Origin of the sequence: Limnobacter sp. (assembly GCF_036405155.1) — a bacterium.
Taxonomy (GTDB): Bacteria; Pseudomonadota; Gammaproteobacteria; order Burkholderiales; family Burkholderiaceae_B; genus Limnobacter.
In genome coordinates this window covers 9,049-28,908 of sequence record NZ_DASWYD010000004.1, presented here as the reverse complement: position 1 = coordinate 28,908, position 19,860 = coordinate 9,049, and the positions used below count along the sequence as shown (strand labels likewise).

18 protein-coding genes are annotated in these 19,860 nt (G+C 57.1%); 1 reads left to right on the top strand and 17 read right to left on the bottom strand.

Going from position 1 to position 19,860, the window contains the following annotated elements:
- Positions 1-93: 93 nt before the first annotated feature.
- Positions 94-1,071 (bottom strand): M23 family metallopeptidase, encoded by a 978-nt coding sequence (locus tag VGE55_RS04060; RefSeq protein WP_331130437.1) that lies wholly within the window; start codon positions 1,069-1,071, stop codon positions 94-96.
- A gap of 75 nt (positions 1,072-1,146) precedes the next feature.
- On the opposite strand from VGE55_RS04060, the gene VGE55_RS04055 reads away from it, so the two are divergent.
- Positions 1,147-1,596, top strand: coding sequence for a hypothetical protein (locus tag VGE55_RS04055; protein WP_331130436.1), 450 nt, complete (start codon positions 1,147-1,149; stop codon positions 1,594-1,596).
- Positions 1,597-1,658: 62 nt separating this feature from the next.
- On the opposite strand, the gene lpxC is transcribed toward VGE55_RS04055, so the two are convergent.
- The 16 genes from lpxC to rsmH form a co-directional block, all read right to left on the bottom strand.
- Positions 1,659-2,579, bottom strand: coding sequence for a UDP-3-O-acyl-N-acetylglucosamine deacetylase (gene lpxC, locus VGE55_RS04050; RefSeq protein ID WP_331130435.1), 921 nt, complete (start codon positions 2,577-2,579; stop codon positions 1,659-1,661).
- Positions 2,580-2,722: 143 nt separating this feature from the next.
- A complete protein-coding gene (locus tag VGE55_RS04045; RefSeq protein ID WP_331130434.1) occupies positions 2,723-3,226 on the bottom strand; it encodes a peroxiredoxin in 504 nt (167 codons plus the stop codon).
- Between the two features lie 203 nt (positions 3,227-3,429).
- The gene (gene ftsZ, locus VGE55_RS04040; RefSeq protein WP_331130433.1) at positions 3,430-4,596 is read right to left on the bottom strand and encodes a cell division protein FtsZ; all 1,167 of its coding nucleotides are present in this window, start codon (positions 4,594-4,596) and stop codon (positions 3,430-3,432) included.
- 55 nt (positions 4,597-4,651) lie between these two features.
- Complete coding sequence (gene ftsA / locus VGE55_RS04035; protein ID WP_331130432.1) at positions 4,652-5,884, bottom strand: cell division protein FtsA; 1,233 nt, start codon at positions 5,882-5,884, stop codon at positions 4,652-4,654.
- A 24-nt stretch (positions 5,885-5,908) separates the two neighbouring features.
- The gene (locus VGE55_RS04030) at positions 5,909-6,688 is read right to left on the bottom strand and encodes a cell division protein FtsQ/DivIB (RefSeq protein WP_331130431.1); all 780 of its coding nucleotides are present in this window, start codon (positions 6,686-6,688) and stop codon (positions 5,909-5,911) included.
- Positions 6,688-7,659 carry a D-alanine--D-alanine ligase gene (locus VGE55_RS04025; RefSeq protein ID WP_331130430.1) on the bottom strand — a complete coding sequence of 324 codons (972 nt, stop codon included), beginning with the start codon at positions 7,657-7,659 and terminating at the stop codon, positions 6,688-6,690. The genes VGE55_RS04030 and VGE55_RS04025 overlap by 1 nt, the downstream gene beginning before the upstream one ends.
- Positions 7,656-9,059 carry a UDP-N-acetylmuramate--L-alanine ligase gene (gene murC, locus VGE55_RS04020; protein ID WP_331130429.1) on the bottom strand — a complete coding sequence of 468 codons (1,404 nt, stop codon included), beginning with the start codon at positions 9,057-9,059 and terminating at the stop codon, positions 7,656-7,658. The genes VGE55_RS04025 and murC overlap by 4 nt, the downstream gene beginning before the upstream one ends.
- Positions 9,056-10,126, bottom strand: coding sequence for an undecaprenyldiphospho-muramoylpentapeptide beta-N-acetylglucosaminyltransferase (gene murG, locus VGE55_RS04015; RefSeq protein ID WP_331130428.1), 1,071 nt, complete (start codon positions 10,124-10,126; stop codon positions 9,056-9,058). The genes murC and murG overlap by 4 nt, the downstream gene beginning before the upstream one ends.
- Positions 10,123-11,382: a putative lipid II flippase FtsW gene (gene ftsW, locus VGE55_RS04010; protein ID WP_331130427.1), complete on the bottom strand. Its 1,260-nt coding sequence runs from the start codon at positions 11,380-11,382 to the stop codon at positions 10,123-10,125. Before ftsW ends, murG begins: the two co-directional genes overlap by 4 nt.
- Positions 11,376-12,839, bottom strand: coding sequence for a UDP-N-acetylmuramoyl-L-alanine--D-glutamate ligase (gene murD, locus VGE55_RS04005; protein ID WP_331130864.1), 1,464 nt, complete (start codon positions 12,837-12,839; stop codon positions 11,376-11,378). The genes ftsW and murD overlap by 7 nt, the downstream gene beginning before the upstream one ends.
- A 30-nt stretch (positions 12,840-12,869) precedes the next feature.
- Complete coding sequence (gene mraY / locus VGE55_RS04000; RefSeq protein ID WP_331130426.1) at positions 12,870-14,024, bottom strand: phospho-N-acetylmuramoyl-pentapeptide-transferase; 1,155 nt, start codon at positions 14,022-14,024, stop codon at positions 12,870-12,872.
- The gene (locus VGE55_RS03995) at positions 14,014-15,408 is read right to left on the bottom strand and encodes a UDP-N-acetylmuramoyl-tripeptide--D-alanyl-D-alanine ligase (protein WP_331130425.1); all 1,395 of its coding nucleotides are present in this window, start codon (positions 15,406-15,408) and stop codon (positions 14,014-14,016) included. The genes mraY and VGE55_RS03995 overlap by 11 nt, the downstream gene beginning before the upstream one ends.
- A complete protein-coding gene (locus VGE55_RS03990; protein WP_331130424.1) occupies positions 15,401-16,897 on the bottom strand; it encodes a UDP-N-acetylmuramoyl-L-alanyl-D-glutamate--2,6-diaminopimelate ligase in 1,497 nt (498 codons plus the stop codon). Before VGE55_RS03990 ends, VGE55_RS03995 begins: the two co-directional genes overlap by 8 nt.
- Positions 16,894-18,651, bottom strand: coding sequence for a penicillin-binding protein 2 (locus VGE55_RS03985; RefSeq protein ID WP_331130423.1), 1,758 nt, complete (start codon positions 18,649-18,651; stop codon positions 16,894-16,896). The genes VGE55_RS03990 and VGE55_RS03985 overlap by 4 nt, the downstream gene beginning before the upstream one ends.
- Positions 18,644-18,925: a cell division protein FtsL gene (ftsL, locus tag VGE55_RS03980; RefSeq protein WP_331130422.1), complete on the bottom strand. Its 282-nt coding sequence runs from the start codon at positions 18,923-18,925 to the stop codon at positions 18,644-18,646. Before ftsL ends, VGE55_RS03985 begins: the two co-directional genes overlap by 8 nt.
- Positions 18,918-19,859 carry a 16S rRNA (cytosine(1402)-N(4))-methyltransferase RsmH gene (gene rsmH / locus VGE55_RS03975; protein WP_331130421.1) on the bottom strand — a complete coding sequence of 314 codons (942 nt, stop codon included), beginning with the start codon at positions 19,857-19,859 and terminating at the stop codon, positions 18,918-18,920. The genes ftsL and rsmH overlap by 8 nt, the downstream gene beginning before the upstream one ends.
- Position 19,860: the final 1 nt, after the last annotated feature.

The window sequence follows — 19,860 nt, the reverse complement described above, 5'->3', positions numbered from 1 at the left end:
CGCCCGTGGAGGGCGGTGAAGCAGAAAACCAATCGACGCGGGCAAACCCGCACCAATTCCAAAAAATCAGCCTAGAAGTTTAGCACGCGAAGATTATTCAAGCGGCTTGATGGTGTTATCCGAGAGGATGCCGTTCAGCGCGGTTACAGTGCTTGGGCCAGGGCGGGGCAGACCGTTTTTGGCGAGAAATTCCTGTGGGTTTTTAGCAACGCCTGCCACACGCACTTCGAAATGGAGGTGTGGGCCGGTGGATCGACCTGTGTTGCCGACCAAGGCAATTTTCTGGCCCAAGCGCACGATGTCACCCTGCTTGACCAGCAGTTTGGAAGCGTGCGCATACCGGGTTGTGGTCTTGGAGTCGTGCTCGATTTCGATCATGTTGCCATAACCGGGGTGAAACGATGCAGTGACCACCACGCCGGACGCTGCAGCCAGAATGGGCGTTCCAACGGGTGCAATGAAGTCGATGCCTTCATGCAGGGAACGACGCCCGGTGATTGGATCAATACGGGTGCCAAAATTACTGACTGCGATGGTGTCGATCAACGGCGACTCATTGGGAATGCTCTGAATACGAACCCGCGCGGTTTGCAAATCGGCGTCAATGATGCTGTACACATCGGCCTGTTTTTCAATTTGCTGGGCCACTTCCTTCAAGGCTGCTTTCACCTCGCGAAAGTTGAGCGACTTCTCATTGTCCTGCTGCAAACCACCCTGACCGATTTGAGCGGTCTTGAGTACCTTGCTGTCCATGCCATTGGTCTTCATCAATCGGGTGCTGATGGCGTCCAACCGAGCCAATTGCGCGCGCATTTCGGCAATTCGAATGGCCATGGCATCCAGCGGCGTGCTGGTGTCAGCCACGGCGTTGTGCCTTTCCAGTTGGCGGGCGTAAACCACCTCCTGAACCACCGGAATGTCTTCACCGTAGTAAGCCGCCAAAAACAAACCGGCTGTGGTGAAGGCCAAGGCGGACAAAACCAACCCGCCGACCACCAAGGCCAGCTGCGTAGCACTTATACTGATGGTGCTGATGCGGGAAAAAGGACCCCGCATGAGAATCAACTGCATGTTTAACCTCCTCAATTCGCGCATTCACCCCTGAAACTCCCGGGTGGACGTCACGGACTGCAAAGAGAACCCTCGGTGAAGCCCAAGCATTCTCATTTTTCTCCACTGACCAGCCTGCTTCAGAACAGCGAAACAGGTTCTCTGATTGCGCGCGCTGCGCAATCCAGTCGGCTCGAAAAAACGATCAAAGGCTGGCCCGCCTTGCGGGGTGTTGCCTTCAGTGTGGGACCACTAAAAAATGACCAGCTGAAACTGTTTGTGGGTACTCCGGCGGCCCTGACCCGCTTGAGACAATCCCTGCCCAGTCTGATCACACATCTTCAACAGTCGGGATTGAATGTTAATCATATCCAACTGCAAATACAAACAAATCCTTTGGTCTCTAAACAATTGAACCGCAAACCCAAGCGCGCGGTGTTCACCGACGCGGCCCGCAAGGCCTGGCTTGATTTAGAAAACAAACTGCCCGACTCACCCGTTAAAACCGCGACTTCGGCCTTGAACCGGCATCACAAGTTCAAGTAAAAAATGAAGAGTTGGCCGTAAACCTTGACCCATGCGGCCTCATCTTATTGGACAAACGTGGCTTATGCAACAGCCCAGTCACTTCGAAACACGGTTGGCGTTTCCCGGATGCTTTCGAAACTGACCACTTCAAAAGCGGAAGGGTCCTTGACCAAAGCACGAATCAACTGATTGTTGAGCCCGTGGCCGGATCGGAACGCCTGGTATTCTCCAATGATGGGATGCCCGATCACGTACAGGTCACCAATCGCATCGAGCACCTTGTGTTTGACAAACTCATCGTCGTAACGCAAGCCGTCGGCATTCAAAATGCGGTATTCATCCATCACGATGGCGTTGTCCAGATTACCGCCCAGCGCCAAGCCCACGTTGCGAAGCATCTCAACGTCCTGCGTGAAACCAAAGGTGCGCGCACGCGCAATGTCTTTGATGAACGAGGTGCTGGAAAAATCAATTTCCAACATTTGACCCGTCTGGTCGATGGCGGGGTGCCCAAAGTCAATCTCAAAGGTCAGCTTGAAGCCATCGTATGGCTTGAGACTGGCGTACTTCAGGTTGGCACCTTCCCCTTCGCGAACCTCAATCGCCTTTTTGACCCGAATGAACTTCTTGAGGGCAGACTGTTCTTCCAGACCAGCCTGTTGTATTAAAAACACAAATGAAATGGCACTGCCGTCCATGATGGGCACTTCCACCGCATCCAGGTCGATGTAAGCGTTGTCAACGCCCAGACCGCACAAAGCCGACATCAAGTGCTCAATGGTCGAGACCTTGGCACCTTCGCGCTCCAGGGTCGACGCCATGCGGGTGTCGCCCACGGCCATGGCATTGACTGGAAAATCAACGGGCACGGGCAAATCCACGCGGCGAAACACAATGCCGGTATTGGCCGGCGCCGGGCGCAGGGTCATGGTGACCCGCTTTCCGGAATGCAGACCAATGCCTGTTGCACTGAGAACCTGTTTGAGCGTTCGTTGTTTCACGTGTGTGTCCTGTGGTTGTCCGGCGAAGTTTAATGGCAGGGGAATGCAAACCCAAACACTTTCATGGAGTCTTCTTTCGAATTTCCACCTGCCACCGCACAACTTCGGCGAAAAATAGCCTAAGTTTCGGCTTTTTCGCCAAATTACAGCTGCGACAGTAGTTTTTCTGCTGTGCTGTTCTCAAACGTACCGGGAGGATCCAGGTTGACCACTTGAACCACCCCATTTTTGACCAACATGGAATAACGCTGTGAGCGCACCCCCATGCCACGGGCCGTCAGGTCGAGCTCCATGCCGATTTTCCGGGTGAATTCAGCAGCACCATCGGCCAGCATGCGCACTTTTCCATTGGCGCCCTGCTCTTTGCCCCAAGCGCCCATCACGAAGGCATCGTTCACAGACACACACCAGATTTCGTCCACGCCTTTGCTGCGGAAAGCCGCTGCCTGCTGGACAAAACCGGGCAGGTGCTTGGCTGAGCAGGTTGGGGTGTAAGCACCTGGCAGGGCCAGAATGGCCACGGTTTTGCCGGCCGCTTCCTTTTGTACATCGAAGGCATTGGGGCCTAAGGAGCAGCCGCCTGTTTCTTCGTGGAAAAATTCGTATACGGTGGAACTGGGTAACTTGTCGCCCGCTTGAATGGCCATGAAACAACTCCTGAAAAATCCATAGAAAAACCGGTGCGTTGCACATATCGCAGAGGGACGCAGGCTCGCAGTCTTCGGCAAAACTGCGAAAACCGCCTGTTAACCCTCTGCGGCGCGGATAGGACACGGCTGCGGTTCCAGGGAACCTACAGCATGCGCAAACGCCCGGCTTTTAGTCTAAATCAAATTTCAGCGACCCATCATTAGTCCGCTTGACGGCGCAAAAATGCGGGGATGTCGAAACGGTCCATGCCACTGTTTTGCAAAGCCTCCACGCGGGTGGCCGCGCTTTCACGTGGGTTTCGGAACACGGCTGGAATCGACAAGTCTTGCTCAGACTGTGTACCCACCGCATCGTAGGTCCCAGTGCGGGCAACCGGCACGTACTGTTCGTTGCTGACCAGTTTGGGCTTTGCTGCCTTGCGACCAAGGCCGGTTGCAACCACCGTTACGCGCAGCTCGTCGCCCATGGACTCGTCGTAGGCGGTACCAAAAATCACGGTGGCATCTTCGGCCGCATAAGCACGGATGATGTTCATGACCTCTTTGGTTTCCTTCAACTTCAGGCTTCGGCTGGCGGTGATGTTCACCAACACGCCACGGGCACCGGACAGATCCACACCTTCCAGTAATGGAGAGGCAATGGCCTGCTCAGCTGCTTCACGTGCACGGTCAGCGCCGCTGGCCGTTGCGGTGCCCATCATGGCCTTGCCCACTTCCGACATGATGGTCTTCACGTCCTCGAAGTCGACGTTCACGTTGCCTTCCACGTTGATGATTTCAGCGATGCCGGCGCAGGCATTGTGAAGCACATCGTCAGCGGCAATGAAGCAGTCTTCCTGGGTTGCGTCGTCGCCAACCACTTCCAGCAGTTTTTCGTTCAACACAATAATCAGGCTGTTAACCTTGCTGGACAGTTGTTCCAAACCTTCATCGGCCACCTTGCAACGCTTGGTGCCTTCAAACTCGAAAGGCTTGGTGACCACGGCCACAGTGAGAATGCCCAACTCCTGGGCCACCTCGGCCACCACGGGGGCAGCACCAGTACCGGTACCACCACCCATGCCAGCGGTGATGAACACCATGTGTGCACCACGCAATGCATCGCGAATGCGATCGCGGTCTTCTTCGGCAGCCATACGGCCAGCCTCGGGCTTGGCGCCTGCACCCAAACCGGTGCGGCCCAGCTGGATGAGCACGTGCGCGCCGGTTTTGGCCAGAGCCTGTGCATCGGTGTTGGCGCAAATGAATTCAACGCCGCTGACACCCTGGTTGATCATGTGCGCGACTGCGTTGCCACCTGCCCCGCCAACGCCCACCACTTTGATGACAGTCCCTTTGGTTTCTGTCTCGAGAATTTCAAACGACATGGTTATTGCCTCCTATCAAAGCTACTTCGCCGAAAAAACAGTTAAAAAAGAACACTCAAAAATTACCCAAAAACCACTCTTTCATTTTTTGCACGGTCTGCTTCAAGCCACCGCCTTGCGACGCAACACGGCGCCCACGCAAGTGCTGCGCACGGGCCTCCTGCAGCAAGCCCATGGCGGTTGCAAAGCGGGGGGTTCGCACCATGTCGGCCAAACCACCGTCGTACTCAGGCACACCAATGCGCACCGGCTTCATGAAAATGTCTTCGCCCAATTCGGCAATGCCAGGCATCAGGCTGGTACCGCCGGTCAACACCACACCGGAGGACAGCAGTTCTTCGTAGCCACTTTCACGCAGCACTTGCTGCACCATGAGGAACAACTCCTCAACCCGTGGTTCGATGACAGCGGCAAGCGCCTGTTTGGACAAAGTCCGTGTGTCGCGCTCACCAATGCCCGGCACATCAATCTTGGCGTGTGGGTCGGCCAGCACCTGTTTGGCCACACCATTGCGCAATTTGATTTCCTCGGCATCGGGTGTGGGTGTTCGCAGGGCCATGGCAATGTCGTTGGTGATTTGATCGCCAGCGATGGGAATGACCGCGGTGTGCCGAATGGCGCCACCCGTGAAGACCGCAATGTCGGTGGTGCCACCGCCAATGTCGATCAACACCACGCCCAGCTCTTTTTCGTCTTCGGTCAACACGGCCATGCTGGAGGCCAAGGGCTGCAGCATCAGGTCCTGCACTTCCAGACCACAGCGACGCACGCACTTCACAATGTTTTGAGCGGCCGATACAGCACCGGTGACAATGTGGACACGGGTTTCCAGGCGAACGCCGCTCATGCCCAAGGGCTCGCGCACATCCTCCTGCCCGTCCACAATGAACTCCTGCGGCAACACATGCAAAATTTGCTGGTCTGTTGGAATATTCACCGCCTTGGCTGTTTCAATCACACGCGCCACATCGGCCTGGGTGACTTCACGTTCCTTGATGGCCACCATGCCCGAGGAGTTGAAGCTGCGGATGTGACTGCCTGCAATCCCGGTCAACACGGTTTTGATCTTGCAGTCTGCCATCAGCTCGGCTTCTTCCAGCGCAGCCTGAATGGACTGAACAGTGGCCTCAATGTTGACCACCACCCCTTTCTTCAACCCGCGCGATTCGTGCTGTGCAACACCGATCACTTCAAAGCGACCGTCGGACTGCAACTCGGCCACCATGGCCACGACTTTGGACGTACCAATGTCCAACCCCACTATCAAATCTTTTGGCTCTTTATTCATGGCGTGCAAACTCGTTTATCTCTTTCAATTCAATTTCACGCTGGCGGCGTTTTGTACTTTCAGTGCCGCCATGCGATCGCCCTTTATTGCCACACCCCGGGGATACCGCAGATCAATGCTGACGATCTTGGGCATCACCTCTTGTTCTATTCTTGGATACAACTTCAGCAGTCGCTCCATCTTCTGGTCGATGGAAAAATTCTCCTGCTCACGACCCAGTTCAATGTGCAAACCTGTGTCGGTGTCCATCGACCAGCCATATCTATCGGACAACTCAATTTTTTCTGGCCACATGCCCAGTGTTTTAAGGCGCTCAGACGCTTTGACGTACATCTTGGCCACCATCGCTTCACTGCCCGCTGGGCCGTTCAGTTCGGCGAGGTTGCGCTCGTCACCTGCCTCGGCCAGGTTGGCCGAGAACACTTCGCCAAAGGTGTTGACCAGGCGGGATTCACCCCAGGTGGCCAGCGGCGTGTGCTCCTCAATCTGGATGCGCAAGCCATTGGGCCATGCGCGTTGGATGGAAGCCTTCCTCACCCAGGGCTGCGCTTCAACAAGCTTGCGAATGTTCTGCAGGTTGGTTGAGAAAAAACTGCCACGAACCTGCGGCAACACCTGCGACTGAAAACCAATCAGATTGACGCGATCGACATCGCCTCGCAGTTCGATGCGGCGCAGTTCAAACACCGGCCGGTTGATGACCCATTGAACGCAGGCATACCCCAGCAACACCATGGCCAGGGCAAAAAAGAAGCCGGCAATGATGCTCATGAGTTTGTCGTCGTTCCAGATGGCTCCCAACATCAGCGCTTGTCCTCCAGGTTTTGTCCAGAGGCTTTGAGCCGTGCGCTCGCCGCAATCTTCAACACGAGTTGGTCATAGTCCACACCACTGGCGCGTGCACTCATGGGCACCAGCGAATGGTCTGTCATGCCGGGTGAGGTGTTCAGCTCCAGCAACCAGGGCGTGCCCTGCGCATCCACCAACACGTCGGCCCGGCCCCAGCCCGCACAACCCAACACCTGGTAGGCCTTCACGCACAAATCTTTCACGCGGCTTTCAAGCGCATCATCCAGGCCGCTGGGGCAGAAATACTGCGTTTCGTTGCCAATGTATTTGTTGTGATAGTCATAGTTGCCATCGGGTGCCTGTATGCGAATCACTGGCAATGCATAGGCGCCTTGCCCCTCGCCCATCACGGGCACCGTCAACTCCATGCCACTGATGAATTTTTCAGCCAGCACGTTGGGGTCATAGCGATAGGCCATGTCAAAGGCGGCTTGCAAATCCTCCTCACACTTCACCTTGGTCAAACCCAAGGTGGAGCCTTCCTGCGCAGGCTTCACAATCAAGGGCAAGCCCAAGCGCTGCACCACCGCCTTGGCATCAAAACCAGGCTGCAGGCGCACATAGTCGGGCGTGCTCAGCCCCTCACTCAGCCACACCGCTTTGGTCAAAATTTTGTCCATGGCCAAGGCGGATGCGGTGACACCGCTGCCTGTGTAGGGAATTCCGAAGCTTTCCAGTGCACCTTGAATGGTGCCGTCCTCACCAAAACGACCATGCAGGGAAATCACTGCGCGGTCAAAGTGACCTTCCAACAGTTCAACCATGCTGTGCTCTGCGGGATCAAAACCGTGCGCATCCACACCCTGGCGTTTGAGCGCGGCCAGCACCATGCTGCCGGACTTGAGCGATACCTCTCTCTCCGCTGATTTGCCACCGTAGAGCACCACCACCTTGCCCAGTGACTTGGGGTCTATGCGGCCAGTCATGCCTGACCTCCATCCGCCTGGTGTGCAACAAGGCGTGCAGGCAATGCGCCAATGGAACCTGCGCCCATCGTGATCACGAGATCGCCATCCCGTGCGACATTCAAAATCGTGCTTTCCATGTCCTTCATGTCTTCAACAAAAATCGGTTCCACGCGCCCGGCCACACGAACAGCGCGGGCCAGTGATCGTCCATCGGCCGCCACAATCGGCGACTCCCCTGCGGCATACACTTCCGACAGGATCACCAAGTCCGGCGTACCCAACACCTTGACGAAATCTTCAAAACAGTCCCGGGTACGGGTATAGCGGTGCGGCTGAAACGCCAGCACCAAACGTTTGTCTGGATAGGCACCGCGAGCGGCCGCCAGTGTAGCGGCCATTTCCACCGGGTGATGCCCATAATCATCGATGACCATGAAGTACCCTCCCTCTTTGGCAGGCACCTGGCCGTAGTGCTGGAAACGTCGTCCAACCCCGTTGAATTTCTCAAGCGCGGCCACAATTGCGTCATCGGGCACGCCCACCTCGGTCGACACTGCAATGGCGGCCAATGCGTTGCGCACGTTGTGCTCGCCCGGCAAGTTCAGCGTGATATCCAATGCAGGCTCATCTTCTCGGATCACGGTGAATTTCATTTGCCCGGCGCAGGCCTGTACATTCACCGCACGAATCTGCGCCTGCTCAGACAGTCCATAGGTCACCAAGGGTTTGGACACAAAGGGCATGATTTCGCGAACACAGGGGTCGTCCACACACACCGCTGCAATGCCATAAAACGGCAGGCGCTGGGTGAACTCCACAAAGGCCTGCTTCAAGCGCGCAAAGTCATGGCCATAGGTTTCCATGTGGTCGGCATCAATATTGGTGATGATGGCAATCACTGGCATGAGGTTCAGGAATGAGGCATCCGACTCATCGGCTTCCACCACCATGAATTCGCCCGTGCCCAATTTCGCATTGGCCCCTGCAGAATTGAGGCGACCGCCAATCACAAAAGTGGGATCCAGCTTGCCCTCCGCCAAAATGCTGGCGACCAGGCTGGTGGTGGTGGTTTTGCCATGTGTACCCGCCACGGCGATGCCTTGCTTCAAGCGCATGAGTTCGGCCAGCATCACGGCACGGGGCACCACGGGAATGCGCTTTGAACGGGCAGCCAATACTTCGGGGTTGCTGCCCCCAACCGCGGTGGAGGTGACCACCGCATCAGCGCCTTCAATGTGTTCAGCCGCATGCCCAAGCTGAACAACGGCACCCAGTTTGGCCAAACGCTGGGTGACGGCAGAGTCGGACAAATCCGACCCACTGACTTTGTAACCCAGGTTGATCAATACCTCGGCGATTCCGCTCATGCCAGATCCGCCAATGCCCACAAAATGAACGTGTTTGACTTTGTGTTTCATCGTGTTGAGGCCACCTGTTCAAGAACATCTGCCACATCGCTGGTGGCCTGGGGTTTCGCAAGCGCGCGGGCTTTTGCCGCCACGCGCATACATTCGGTGCGGGTTAGAGAACCCAGCCAGCCTGAAAGCGTGTCGGCGCTCAGTGCATGTTGCTGACGCAACCATGCTGCCTGCTGGTCGACCAAAAACTGGGCATTGCTGGTTTGGTGATCGTCCACCGCGTGGGGAAAAGGGACAAACAAGGCCGCTACACCGATGGCAGCTACTTCTGCCACCGTCATGGCGCCAGCGCGGCAAATCACCACATCGGCCAGGGCCATTTCAGTGGCCATGTCGTCAATGAAGGCAACGGTTTTGGCGGACACACCGGCGGTGCGGTAATTGGATTCCAATTCGTTGAGGTGTTTTTCGCCCGCTTGGTGCGTAACCTCCGGACGCTCGGCTTCCGGCAGCATGGCCAAGGCTTTTGGCACCACACTGTTGAGCGCCTGAGCACCCAGGCTGCCGCCCAACACCAACAGGCGCAGGCGCCCTGTGCGGCCTTCAAAACGCTGTGCAGGTTCGGCCTGCGTGGTGGCCTCTACACGCACGGGGTTGCCCACCCACTGCGCGGGGGTCAATGCCTTGGGGAAAGCCACCAAATTGCGGTCCGCCAACTTGGACAACACTTTGTTGGTGAGCCCGGCCACTGAGTTTTGTTCGTGAATCACCAACGGAATATTGCGCAGGCTGGCCATCATGCCCATGGGGAAGGCCACATAACCGCCCATGCCCAACACCACCTGGGGCTTGCAGGCGGACAAAATGCGCAGTGATGCCCAGAATGCGCGCAACAACTTCAGGGGCATCAACAACTGGCTCAACAGGCCCTTTCCACGAAAACCGGCAAACACCAAGGCATTCAGGGCAATGCCATGCTGGGGTACCAAACGGCCCTCCATGGCGCTTGGGTTGCCCGCCCATTGCACGGCCCAACCCCGGCGCATCAATTCTTGCGCCACGCTGATGCCCGGAAAAATATGCCCTCCAGTTCCGCCGGCCACAATGAGTGCGGTTCGCTGGTTCATGCAGCACCCCCACGCATCATGGTTCTGTTTTCATAGTCGACGCGCAAAACCAGCGCCAACGCAACGCAATTCATCATGATGGCAGACCCACCGTAACTCATCAGTGGCAGGGTCAAACCCTTGGTGGGCAACAAGCCCAAATTCACGCCCATGTTGATGAACGTCTGCACGCCAATCCACGTGCCCACACCTTTTGCAAACAAGCCATTGAAAGTCCGCTCCAGGGCAATGGCCTGGCTACCGATGGCAAAGCACCGCCGCACGATGAAGGCAAACAGCAAAATCACCACGGTGACGCCGACAAAGCCCAATTCCTCGCCAATCACGGCCAGGATGAAGTCGGTGTGCGCTTCCGGCAGGTAATGCAGTTTCTCGACACTGCCGCCCAAACCCACACCAAAAATTTCTCCGCGGCCAAACGCAATCAATGAATGCGACAACTGATAGGCCTTGTTCTGGGCGTTGTCCCCACTCCATGGGTCGAGGTAGGCCAGCAGACGGGCACGGCGGTAATCACTGAACGCAATCAACAAAGCGAATGCTGCTGACAGCATGCCGATGCTGCCCAAAAACACCTTGGCGTTGATGCCACCCAAAAACAGAATGGCAAACACCACCGTCACGATCACGATGAAGGCGCCCATGTCGGGCTCAAGCAACAAGAGCATGCCCACCAAAAACATGGCCACAATCATGGGCAGCAACACCTTGCCGATTCGCTGCATGTAGGCCTGCTTGCGCACGGTGTAGTCCGCAGCGTAAATGATGGCGCACACCTTCATCAGCTCAGAGGGCTGAATGTTCAGTACGTACAGGGACAACCAGCGCCTTGCACCGTTGACGTCCTTCCCAACCCCAGGAATCAATACCAACAGCAGCAAGCCTAAACACGACAAAAACAGCAATGGCGCCAATTGCTGCCAACTCTTCATGGGAATCTGGAAGGCAAAGAATGCGGCGGCAAAAGCCACCACAAACGAGAAGGCGTGCCGTACCAGAAAATGGGTGGTCGAGTAGTTGGCATACTTGTTGGAGTCGGGCAAGGCGACCGTCGCGGAATACACCATGACCAGACCCAAAAACAACAGCGCCAACACTGCCCACACCAGGCTTTGGTCCAGGCTTTGTTGTTGCCCCACACCACTGGCACCGCTTCGGCTCAACCCATACGCGGAGCCTGCACCGGCCACACCAGCCGGGATCAAACTGTGGGCTGGCATGCTGGGGCGCTCACGCTTGAACCATTTGCTCAGCATGGTTGACCTCCATCCATGGCCAATTGGCGCACGGCATCCACAAACACGGCAGCACGGTGTGCATAGTTCTTGAACATGTCCAGGCTTGCACAGGCTGGGCTCAGCAACACACAATCACCGGCCACGGCCAAACCATGGGCCTGCTTCACGGCGTCTTCCAATGTGGCGGTGTGCACACACGGCACACCGGTTGTGGCCAAAGCAGATTCAATCTGGCGGGCATCTTTTCCAATCAACACCACTGCCTTGGCATACTGGGCCACGGGCGTGGTCAACGGCGCGAAGTCCTGCCCTTTGCCATCCCCACCGGCAATCAACACCACCGGGCGGGCCAAACCATTGAGGGCTGCCACAGTGGCACCCACATTGGTGCCCTTGCTGTCGTCAAAGTAGTCCACGCCATTTAAAGCCAAGACGAACTCGACCCGGTGCGGCTCACCCTTGTAACTGCGCAAGCCGTGCAGCAGTTTGGCCATGGGTAAACCCAAACCTTGACACAACGCCAGCGCAGCCAATGCATTGGCCGCATTGTGCAAACCCACCACCTGCAGTGCATCGGTGGGCATCAACATGTTGTGGCCCACCTCGACCGGTTCTTGCCGCGCACGCCGAGATGTCAGGGCTTCCTGCAACGCGTAAGCTTGCGTCAACCACAGCATGCCACCTTCGCGCAACAGGCCGAAATCGCCCGGCTGCGAGGGTGCATTCAATCCAAAGCTCACTCGGTGAGCCCCGGCTGGTAATACTGCGGCGTTGACGCAAGCATCGTCCCGATTCACCACCGCCACCGATTGTTCTGAATAAATGCGGAATTTGTCCCGCGCATATTCGTCCATGTCGGCATGCCAGTCCAAGTGGTCCTGGGTGATGTTCAACACCACCGATGCATCGCAGCGCAGGCGTTGCGTCCAGTGCAACTGGAAACTGGACAACTCCAGCACCCAGATGTCCGGCAAATCATCATTGAGCAAACACTCACGCAAGGCGTCTAGCGCTGCTGGGCTGATGTTTCCGGCGGCCAGGGCCTTCTTTCCAGCATAGGCGGCCAGGCACTCCACCATTTTCGTGGTGGTGGTTTTTCCGTTGGTGCCCGTGATGCCCACCACCTGGGGTGCATAACCCCGGCTCTCTTTGAGGCTCACCAATGCATCGGCCATCAAATCCAGTTCCGACTCCACGGGCGTTCCGTGGGCCTGTGCAGCCGCCAATACAGCCTGCATCAAGGGGTGCGACGGAGGTAAACCGGGCGACACCACCACACGGCCAAATGTCCAATCCAACCCTTCCGTGCTGGTGTGCAGCGGAATATCGACGCCCAATTCACGCAATTGCGCCAAACCCGGTGGCTGCTCACGCGTGTCCACCACCGTGAGTTGCCCACCTTGGGCGATCACCCAACGCGCGCAAGCCAGCCCAGACTCACCGAGCCCGACCAGCAACACCGATTGATGAACCATCAACTCAAGCACGTTCCAAATTCCTTTGCATCAGCGCAATTTCAGGGTGGACAAACCAGCCAGCACCAACATCATGGTGATAATCCAGAAGCGAACCACGACCTGGGTTTCCTTCCAACCACTCAATTCATAGTGGTGGTGCAGCGGGGCCATGCGGAACACGCGCTTGCCACCGCTGTATTTGAAGTACAGCACCTGGATCATGACGGACAGGGTTTCGGCCACAAACACACCACCCATGATGAACAACACCACTTCTTGACGAACAATCACGGCGACTGTTCCCAGCGCACCGCCCAAGGCCAGGGCACCCACGTCGCCCATGAACACTTGTGCCGGGTAGGCGTTGAACCACAAAAATGCCAAGCCTGCACCCGCAATGGCCGCCAGGAACACTGCCAACTCACCGGCACCGGGAATGTAGGGCAGAAGCAAATATTTCGAGTACACGGCATTGCCAGCCACGTAAGCAAAAATGGCCAGGGCCGAGGCCACCAGCACGGTGGGCATGATGGCCAGGCCATCCAGACCGTCGGTGAGGTTGACCGCATTGCTGGTGCCCACAATCACGAAATACGACAGGGCAATAAAGCCCCACACGCCCAAGGGATAGCTGATGGATTTGAAGAACGGAACAATCAAATCGGCATTGTTGGGCAAGTGCATGGAAAAACCGCTGTCCACCCATGCCATGAAAATTTCAGGCACGCCTTGACCACCTTGGGCTGACACCGCAAACGCCAGGTAGAAGGCGGAAATCAAACCAATCACGCTTTGCCAGAAATACTTCCATTTGGCGGGCAAGCCTTTGGGATTGCGGTACACCACCTTGCGGTAGTCGTCCACCCAGCCGACCCAACCAAAACCAAACGTCACAATCATGACCACCCACACAAACCGGTTGGACAAGTCCGCCCACAGCAAAGTGGACATCCCGATGCCAATCAGCACCAAAGCGCCGCCCATGGTGGGGGTACCGGCTTTGGCCAAGTGGGTTTGGGGGCCATCGTCCCGCACAGCCTGACCGATTTTGTACTGGGTCAATTTGCGGATCACCATCGGCCCAGCCACCAAACCCACCAGCAAGGCGGTTCCGCAAGCCAGCACCGCGCGCAGGGTCAGGTAATTGAACACGCCAAAGGCGCGAATGTCAGTGGCCAGCCATTTGGCCAGTTCAAGCAACATGCTGATCCCCTTGTCCTGGCTCAAAGTGCTGCTTGAGCGCGTGCACAACCCGTTCCATTTTCATGAACCGGGAACCCTTGACCAGCACAGTCCACTGACCGTGCTGCAAACATTGAATGGTGTCGTTAATCAATTGATCCAAACTTTCAAAATGTCGGGCACCTTCACCGAAGCTGCCCACTGAATGTTGTGTGGCCTCACCCAAGGCATACAGATGCTTGATGCCCAACTGCTTGGCCACGTTACCCACTTCTTGGTGATAGGCATCCGATGCATCGCCCACCTCACCCATATCGCCCAACACCAGCAGGGTGTTGCCCCCCTGTTCAGCAAGCACCGCACTGGCAGCATTCACGGAATCGGGATTGGCGTTGTAGCTGTCATTGATCAGCAGCAAGCGGGGGGTTCTCAAAGCCACCTGCAAGCGGCCGCTGACAGGCTGAAACATTTCCAGGCCCGCTTTTACGGCTTTGTCGGTGCAACCACCTGCCGAGGCCACAGCCGCTGCACCAGCCGCATTCATGGCGTTGTGCAAGCCCAAAAATGCAGGTTTTAACCGAATAACACCCCGAGGGGTTTGAATGTCGAGCTCAGCCGATGAGCCTGACAACATCGGCTGAAAATCACCACCGTGGCCAAATCGAATGCAACGTTGCTGGCCAGCCTGACGAACCCAGATGGCGTCGTGCGGCGTACCCGCCGGAAACACGGCTGCGCCACCTGTTTGCAGATGCAAAAATGCCGATCCATTTTCTTCAGCCACCGCAGCCACCGACTTCATGAATTCCTGGTGTTCACGCTGGGCATTGGTCAGCAGCACCGCATGGGGCTGTACCAAAGCGGCCAAATGGTTGATTTCCCCGGGGTGATTCATGCCCATTTCAATCACGGCAGCAGTGTGGTGCGCACGCAAACGGAACAAGGTTTGCGGTACGCCCACATCGTTGTTCAAATTCCCCTGGGTGACCAAAGTTGCCTCGTCACCAAAGTGCTGCTTGCAAATGCTGGCCAACATTTCCTTGCTGGTGGTTTTGCCGTTGCTACCCACCACGCCAAACACCATTGGATTGAATTGACTGCGCCATGCCCAAGCCAAGGCTCCCAAGGCCAAGCGAGTGTCCTTGACCACCAGTTGAGGTGTGGTCACATCCAGTGGTCGATCAACCACCAACACCGCAGCGCCTTGAGCCACCACATCCGGTGCAAAGTCATGCGCATCAAACCGCTCACCCTTCAAGCACACAAACAGATCGCCTGGCTGAACCTGGCGACTGTCCGTTTGCACCTGGCGAACCACGTCCGGCAAATTCGCAGGCGCAGGTTGAACCAGATGGCTTGTTAAGCCTTTGAGAATGAGTGCGCGCTGCATGTGGAGCTCAGACATGGAGACCTCGCTCAGCCAATGCGGCACGGGCCACATCAACATCGGAATGCGGGCGAACGTCTCGACCCACCGTTTGGGTTTGCTCGTGTCCCTTGCCAGCCAACAGCACCACATCCACAGCCTGTGCATGCAGGATGATGTCTTGAATGGCTTTCACACGGTCCACTTCAACATGCAGTTTGTGAACATGGGCAAGACCCACACCCGCCACGATCTCATCCAGAATGGTTTGCGGGTCCTCTGTTCGGGGATTGTCCGATGTCACCCACACAGCATCCGACAATTGCGAAGCCACATTGCCCATCTGTGGGCGCTTTGTTTTGTCGCGGTCCCCACCGCAGCCAAACAATGTGAGCAACCGCCCATCACGGGCTGTGCACACCGCTCGCAAGGTATCCAGCACGCGTTGCAAGGCATCGGGCGTGTGCGCGTAATCCACAATCACACAGGGTTTGTCAGACACCCACTGCATGCGCCCTGGTGCTGGCGACACATTCGCCAACGCCTGAGCCAACAGCGCAGGTTCAAACGAACCGTCATTCAATGCGGCATACACCAATGACAGATTTTCGGCATTGAAATCGCCCACCACACGGGCTTCAATCGTCTGCGTGTCATCACTGGTCTGCAAAACAACCTGCAAACCGTTGGGCTGGTGCGCAATCGAAACCATGCGCACATCGGCACGCTCACCCCGGCCCACAGCCGTGACAGCAACACCCTGGTTATCGGCCACCGCCCGAAAATGCTCACCGAAAGCGTCGTCCACATTCACCACCGCGTGTGTCAAACCAGGCCATGTGGCCAGTTGCAGCTTGGCATCGCCATAGGCTTGCATGGTGCCGTGGTAATCCAGGTGGTCTTGGGTCAAATTGGTGAACAGCGCGGTCGAGATTGGAACGCCAGCCAATCGACCTTGATGCAGGCCAATGGAGGATGCTTCCACGCACACAGCCTGAAAGCCGTCTGTGCTCAACTCATGCAACAGGTGGTGCATGCCCACCACGTCGGGCGTTGTAAGGCCTGAATGGGGCTTGAGTGCATCGGGCGCACCGTAGCCCAGCGTACCAATGACCGCAGCAGGCTTACCCAACGCGCTCAAGGTTTGCGCCAACCAGCGCGTCACGGTGGTTTTTCCGTTGGTGCCCGTCACGGCATACACCGTCAACCCCAAGCGTGCCGTGTCGTAATAGCGCTGCGCAATCTCGGCCAACAGGCTTCGCAAATTCAACACCGGCAGCACTGCGGCGCTTTGATACACCCGGCTGTCTTCGTAGTCCACCAACACCAGTCCGCAGCGCTGATCGCGCAGCAAGTCATCGGCCAGGTTACGCGGATCAAAGGACTGACCGGGCACCGCCAACAACACATCGCGTGGTCCACCCAGGCGACGGTGGTCAGTTACCAGCGCAGAGCAATCGGAGAAAAAGCCGAGTTCATGCAACTCGCTCAACACCTCGTCCACGGAGTGCAGGTAGGCGCTTTTCACATGGCCTCCGGCGCAGGGGCTTGTACCATCTTGCGCAACTGATCACCGTTGCCCACCGCATCGGGCTGTACATTCAGACGGGTCAACACGCTTTTCACGATGGTTGAAAACACCGGTGCAGCCACCAGGCCGCCGTAATACACACCGGTGGAAGGCTCATCCACCATCACCGCCACAATCACGCGGGGGTCCGACACCGGCGCCAACCCCACATACGACGACACGTATTTGTTGATGTACCGCCCACCTTCCTGCTTGTGTGCCGTACCGGTTTTACCAGCCACGCGATAGCCCTGCACCTGTGCACGGGGCGCCGTGCCGCCAGGTCCGGAAGCGAGCTCCAACATGTGCAACATGCTGGCGGCCACATCGGGGCTAATCACTTGCTGGCCCTGCGGCATGTTGTGGTCTTCATGCTTGATCAAGGACACCGGCACAAACCGGCCCTTGTTGGCAAAAATGGTGTAGGCCTGCGCCAACTGAATGAGTGAGACCGAAATGCCATGCCCATACGACATGGTGGCTTGTTCAATGGGTCGCCAGGTTTTCCAGGGGCGAATTCGCCCTGCAACAGAACCCGGGAACGAAATGGCTGGCGCTTGCCCAAACCCCACCATGTGGAAGAAGTCCCACATGTCTTTTCTATCCAGGTCCAAGGCGATTTTTGTGGTGCCAATATTGCTCGAGAACTGAATCACCTCATCCACAGTGATCAGCCCATGGGCCTTGGTGTCGTGGATGGTGGCTGGGCCAATGCTGAGGTGCCCGTTGCCGGTATCAATCTTGGACGTCGGCTTGATCTTGCCCTCGTTCATGGCCAGGGACACCGTGAACGGCTTGAGCGTGGAGCCCGGCTCGAACATGTCGGTGAATACGCGATTGCGCAGTTTTCCACCATGCAGATCGCTGCGGTTGTTGGGGTCGTAGGTGGGGATGTTGGCCATGGCGAGCAGTTCGCCCGACTTGGCATCCAACACCACAGCCGCAGCGGCTTTGGCTTTGTGTTGCTCCACCGCTTTCTTCAACTCGGACAGCACGATGTACTGCACATCGGCATCCACCGACAGCACCATGTCCTGACCATTCACCGGCGGTCGCAGTTCGCGGGTTTCCTCAATGATGTTGCCCAGTCGGTCCCGCAGCACACTGCGCTCACCATTCTCACCGGTCAAGGCTTGGTCAAAGGCCAGTTCTACACCCTCTTGCCCGCGGTCTTCAATGCTGGTGAAGCCCACCAGGTGGGCCATGGTTTCGCCTTGTGGGTAGTAGCGCTTGCTCTCCACAATGAAGCCCAAACCGGGCACCTTCAACGCCCGTGCCTTGTTGGCCAGATCAGGATCAACCTGACGGTCCAGATAAACAAACGCTTTTTTGGCATCAGCCCGAATCTGGCGAATCATCCGGTCGGGCTGCTTAATGCCCAAAACGGAAGCCAGTTCACGCAGCTTTGCATCGGGCACCTGGCTGATCCGACGACCGTCGTACCAAATGGTTTGCGCCGGTACACTCTGGGCCAACACCACATTGTTGCGGTCCATGAGCGTGCCACGAGAGGCCGGCAGCGGCAGGGTACGCTCCATCCGCTTGGCGCCCTGCTCCTGCAGAAAGTCATTCGATACGATTTGCAGATAGGCTGCCCGGGCAATCAAACCCCCAAACGCCAAAAACAGGCCCAGCAAAACCAGACGAGACCGCCACGCTGGCAATCTCGTTTCAAGCACTTCTGAACCCCCAAAGCGAACCGCTTTACTCATGCGACCCTCCCGTGTCGAAGGGCATGAACACAATGGAACCCGGCTGCGGCGGTGCCATCTTCAATTCGCGCCGCGCAACCTCATCCACGCGCTCACCTTTGGCCAAGGCCACCTGCTGCAACTGCAAACGGGTAAAAGCCACATCCAGTTGCCGCTCGGCCTCTTGCTCAGAACCCAAGGTCACAAACAAGGTTCGGGCCTCGTGCTGAAAGTCCACCACTTGCATGGCGCAATAAATCACCAAAGCCAGCAAAAGAATGTTCAGCCTACCCATGGACCACCTCCGCCAGCTTTTCAGCCACCCGCAACACAGAACTGCGTGCGCGCGGATTGCGTGTGCACTCCTCGGCATCGGGCTTGATGCGCGCCAATTTTTTCATCAGTGGCTTGGGGTCGGGCAGCGGCAGTTTTCTCAGGCGTGCGTCCTGTTGAGATTTCGGATTGGCCAGCTTTTCAATGAATTGCTTGGTGATGCGGTCTTCCAGCGAGTGAAAGCTGATGACCGCCAGGCGTCCCCCCACCTTCAACCGTTTGAATGCGGCAGTTAGGCCCTGTTCGAGCTGCGCAAGCTCCTGGTTGACGTGAATCCGTAGAGCTTGAAAGGTGCGCGTGGCAGGGTCCTGCCCCGGCTCGCGCGTGCGTACTGCCCCTGCCACGATCTGGGCAAGGTCGAGGGTTGTAGTGATCGCCCGCTCTTCGCGGCGAGCAACAATCGCTGCTGCAATCTGAACAGCAAACCGTTCTTCCCCATAATGTTTTATTACCTCACTGATGTCCCGAGCCGTGGCCCGAGCAAGAAAATCGGCCGCGGACTCTCCCGCCTGCGGATCCATGCGCATGTCCAAAGGACCGTCTTTTCTGAAACTGAAACCCCGTTCGGCCTGGTCAATTTGTGGCGACGACACCCCAATGTCCATCAACACGCCGTCGACCTGTGGCACACCCAGGGTATCCAAGGCCTGCTCCAAATCAGCAAAGGCACTCCGGTGCCCTTGAAAACGGGTATCCAGAATGTCGCTCATGGCTTGCACCGCCTGGGGATCGCGATCCAGCGCCAGCAAGCGCCCGCGCGGCGACAAACGCGCCAGAATGGCCCGAGAGTGGCCTCCCCGACCAAAGGTGCAATCCAGGTAAACACCATCGGGGTTGTGCAACAGGGCATCCACCGTGGGCCCAAGTAGCACGGGTATGTGGTCATGGGTACTCACC

Bases quoted from the DNA above. Each gene is read 5' to 3' on its own strand.
- ftsZ (WP_331130433.1), bottom strand. From the start codon at position 4,596: ATGTCGTTTGAAATTCTCGAGACAGAAACCAAAGGGACTGTCATCAAA.
- murG (WP_331130428.1), bottom strand. From the start codon at position 10,126: ATGAACCAGCGAACCGCACTCATTGTGGCCGGCGGAACTGGAGGGCAT.
- VGE55_RS03995 (WP_331130425.1), bottom strand. From the start codon at position 15,408: ATGTCTGAGCTCCACATGCAGCGCGCACTCATTCTCAAAGGCTTAACA.
- VGE55_RS03985 (WP_331130423.1), bottom strand. From the start codon at position 18,651: ATGAGTAAAGCGGTTCGCTTTGGGGGTTCAGAAGTGCTTGAAACGAGA.
- murC (WP_331130429.1), bottom strand. From the start codon at position 9,059: ATGAAACACAAAGTCAAACACGTTCATTTTGTGGGCATTGGCGGATCT.
- murD (WP_331130864.1), bottom strand. From the start codon at position 12,839: ATGGTTCATCAATCGGTGTTGCTGGTCGGGCTCGGTGAGTCTGGGCTG.
- VGE55_RS04060 (WP_331130437.1), bottom strand. From the start codon at position 1,071: ATGCAGTTGATTCTCATGCGGGGTCCTTTTTCCCGCATCAGCACCATC.
- VGE55_RS04030 (WP_331130431.1), bottom strand. From the start codon at position 6,688: ATGTTGGGAGCCATCTGGAACGACGACAAACTCATGAGCATCATTGCC.
- ftsA (WP_331130432.1), bottom strand. From the start codon at position 5,884: ATGAATAAAGAGCCAAAAGATTTGATAGTGGGGTTGGACATTGGTACG.
- ftsL (WP_331130422.1), bottom strand. From the start codon at position 18,925: ATGGGTAGGCTGAACATTCTTTTGCTGGCTTTGGTGATTTATTGCGCC.
- ftsW (WP_331130427.1), bottom strand. From the start codon at position 11,382: ATGCTGAGCAAATGGTTCAAGCGTGAGCGCCCCAGCATGCCAGCCCAC.
- VGE55_RS04045 (WP_331130434.1), bottom strand. From the start codon at position 3,226: ATGGCCATTCAAGCGGGCGACAAGTTACCCAGTTCCACCGTATACGAA.
- VGE55_RS04025 (WP_331130430.1), bottom strand. From the start codon at position 7,659: ATGACTGGCCGCATAGACCCCAAGTCACTGGGCAAGGTGGTGGTGCTC.
- mraY (WP_331130426.1), bottom strand. From the start codon at position 14,024: ATGTTGCTTGAACTGGCCAAATGGCTGGCCACTGACATTCGCGCCTTT.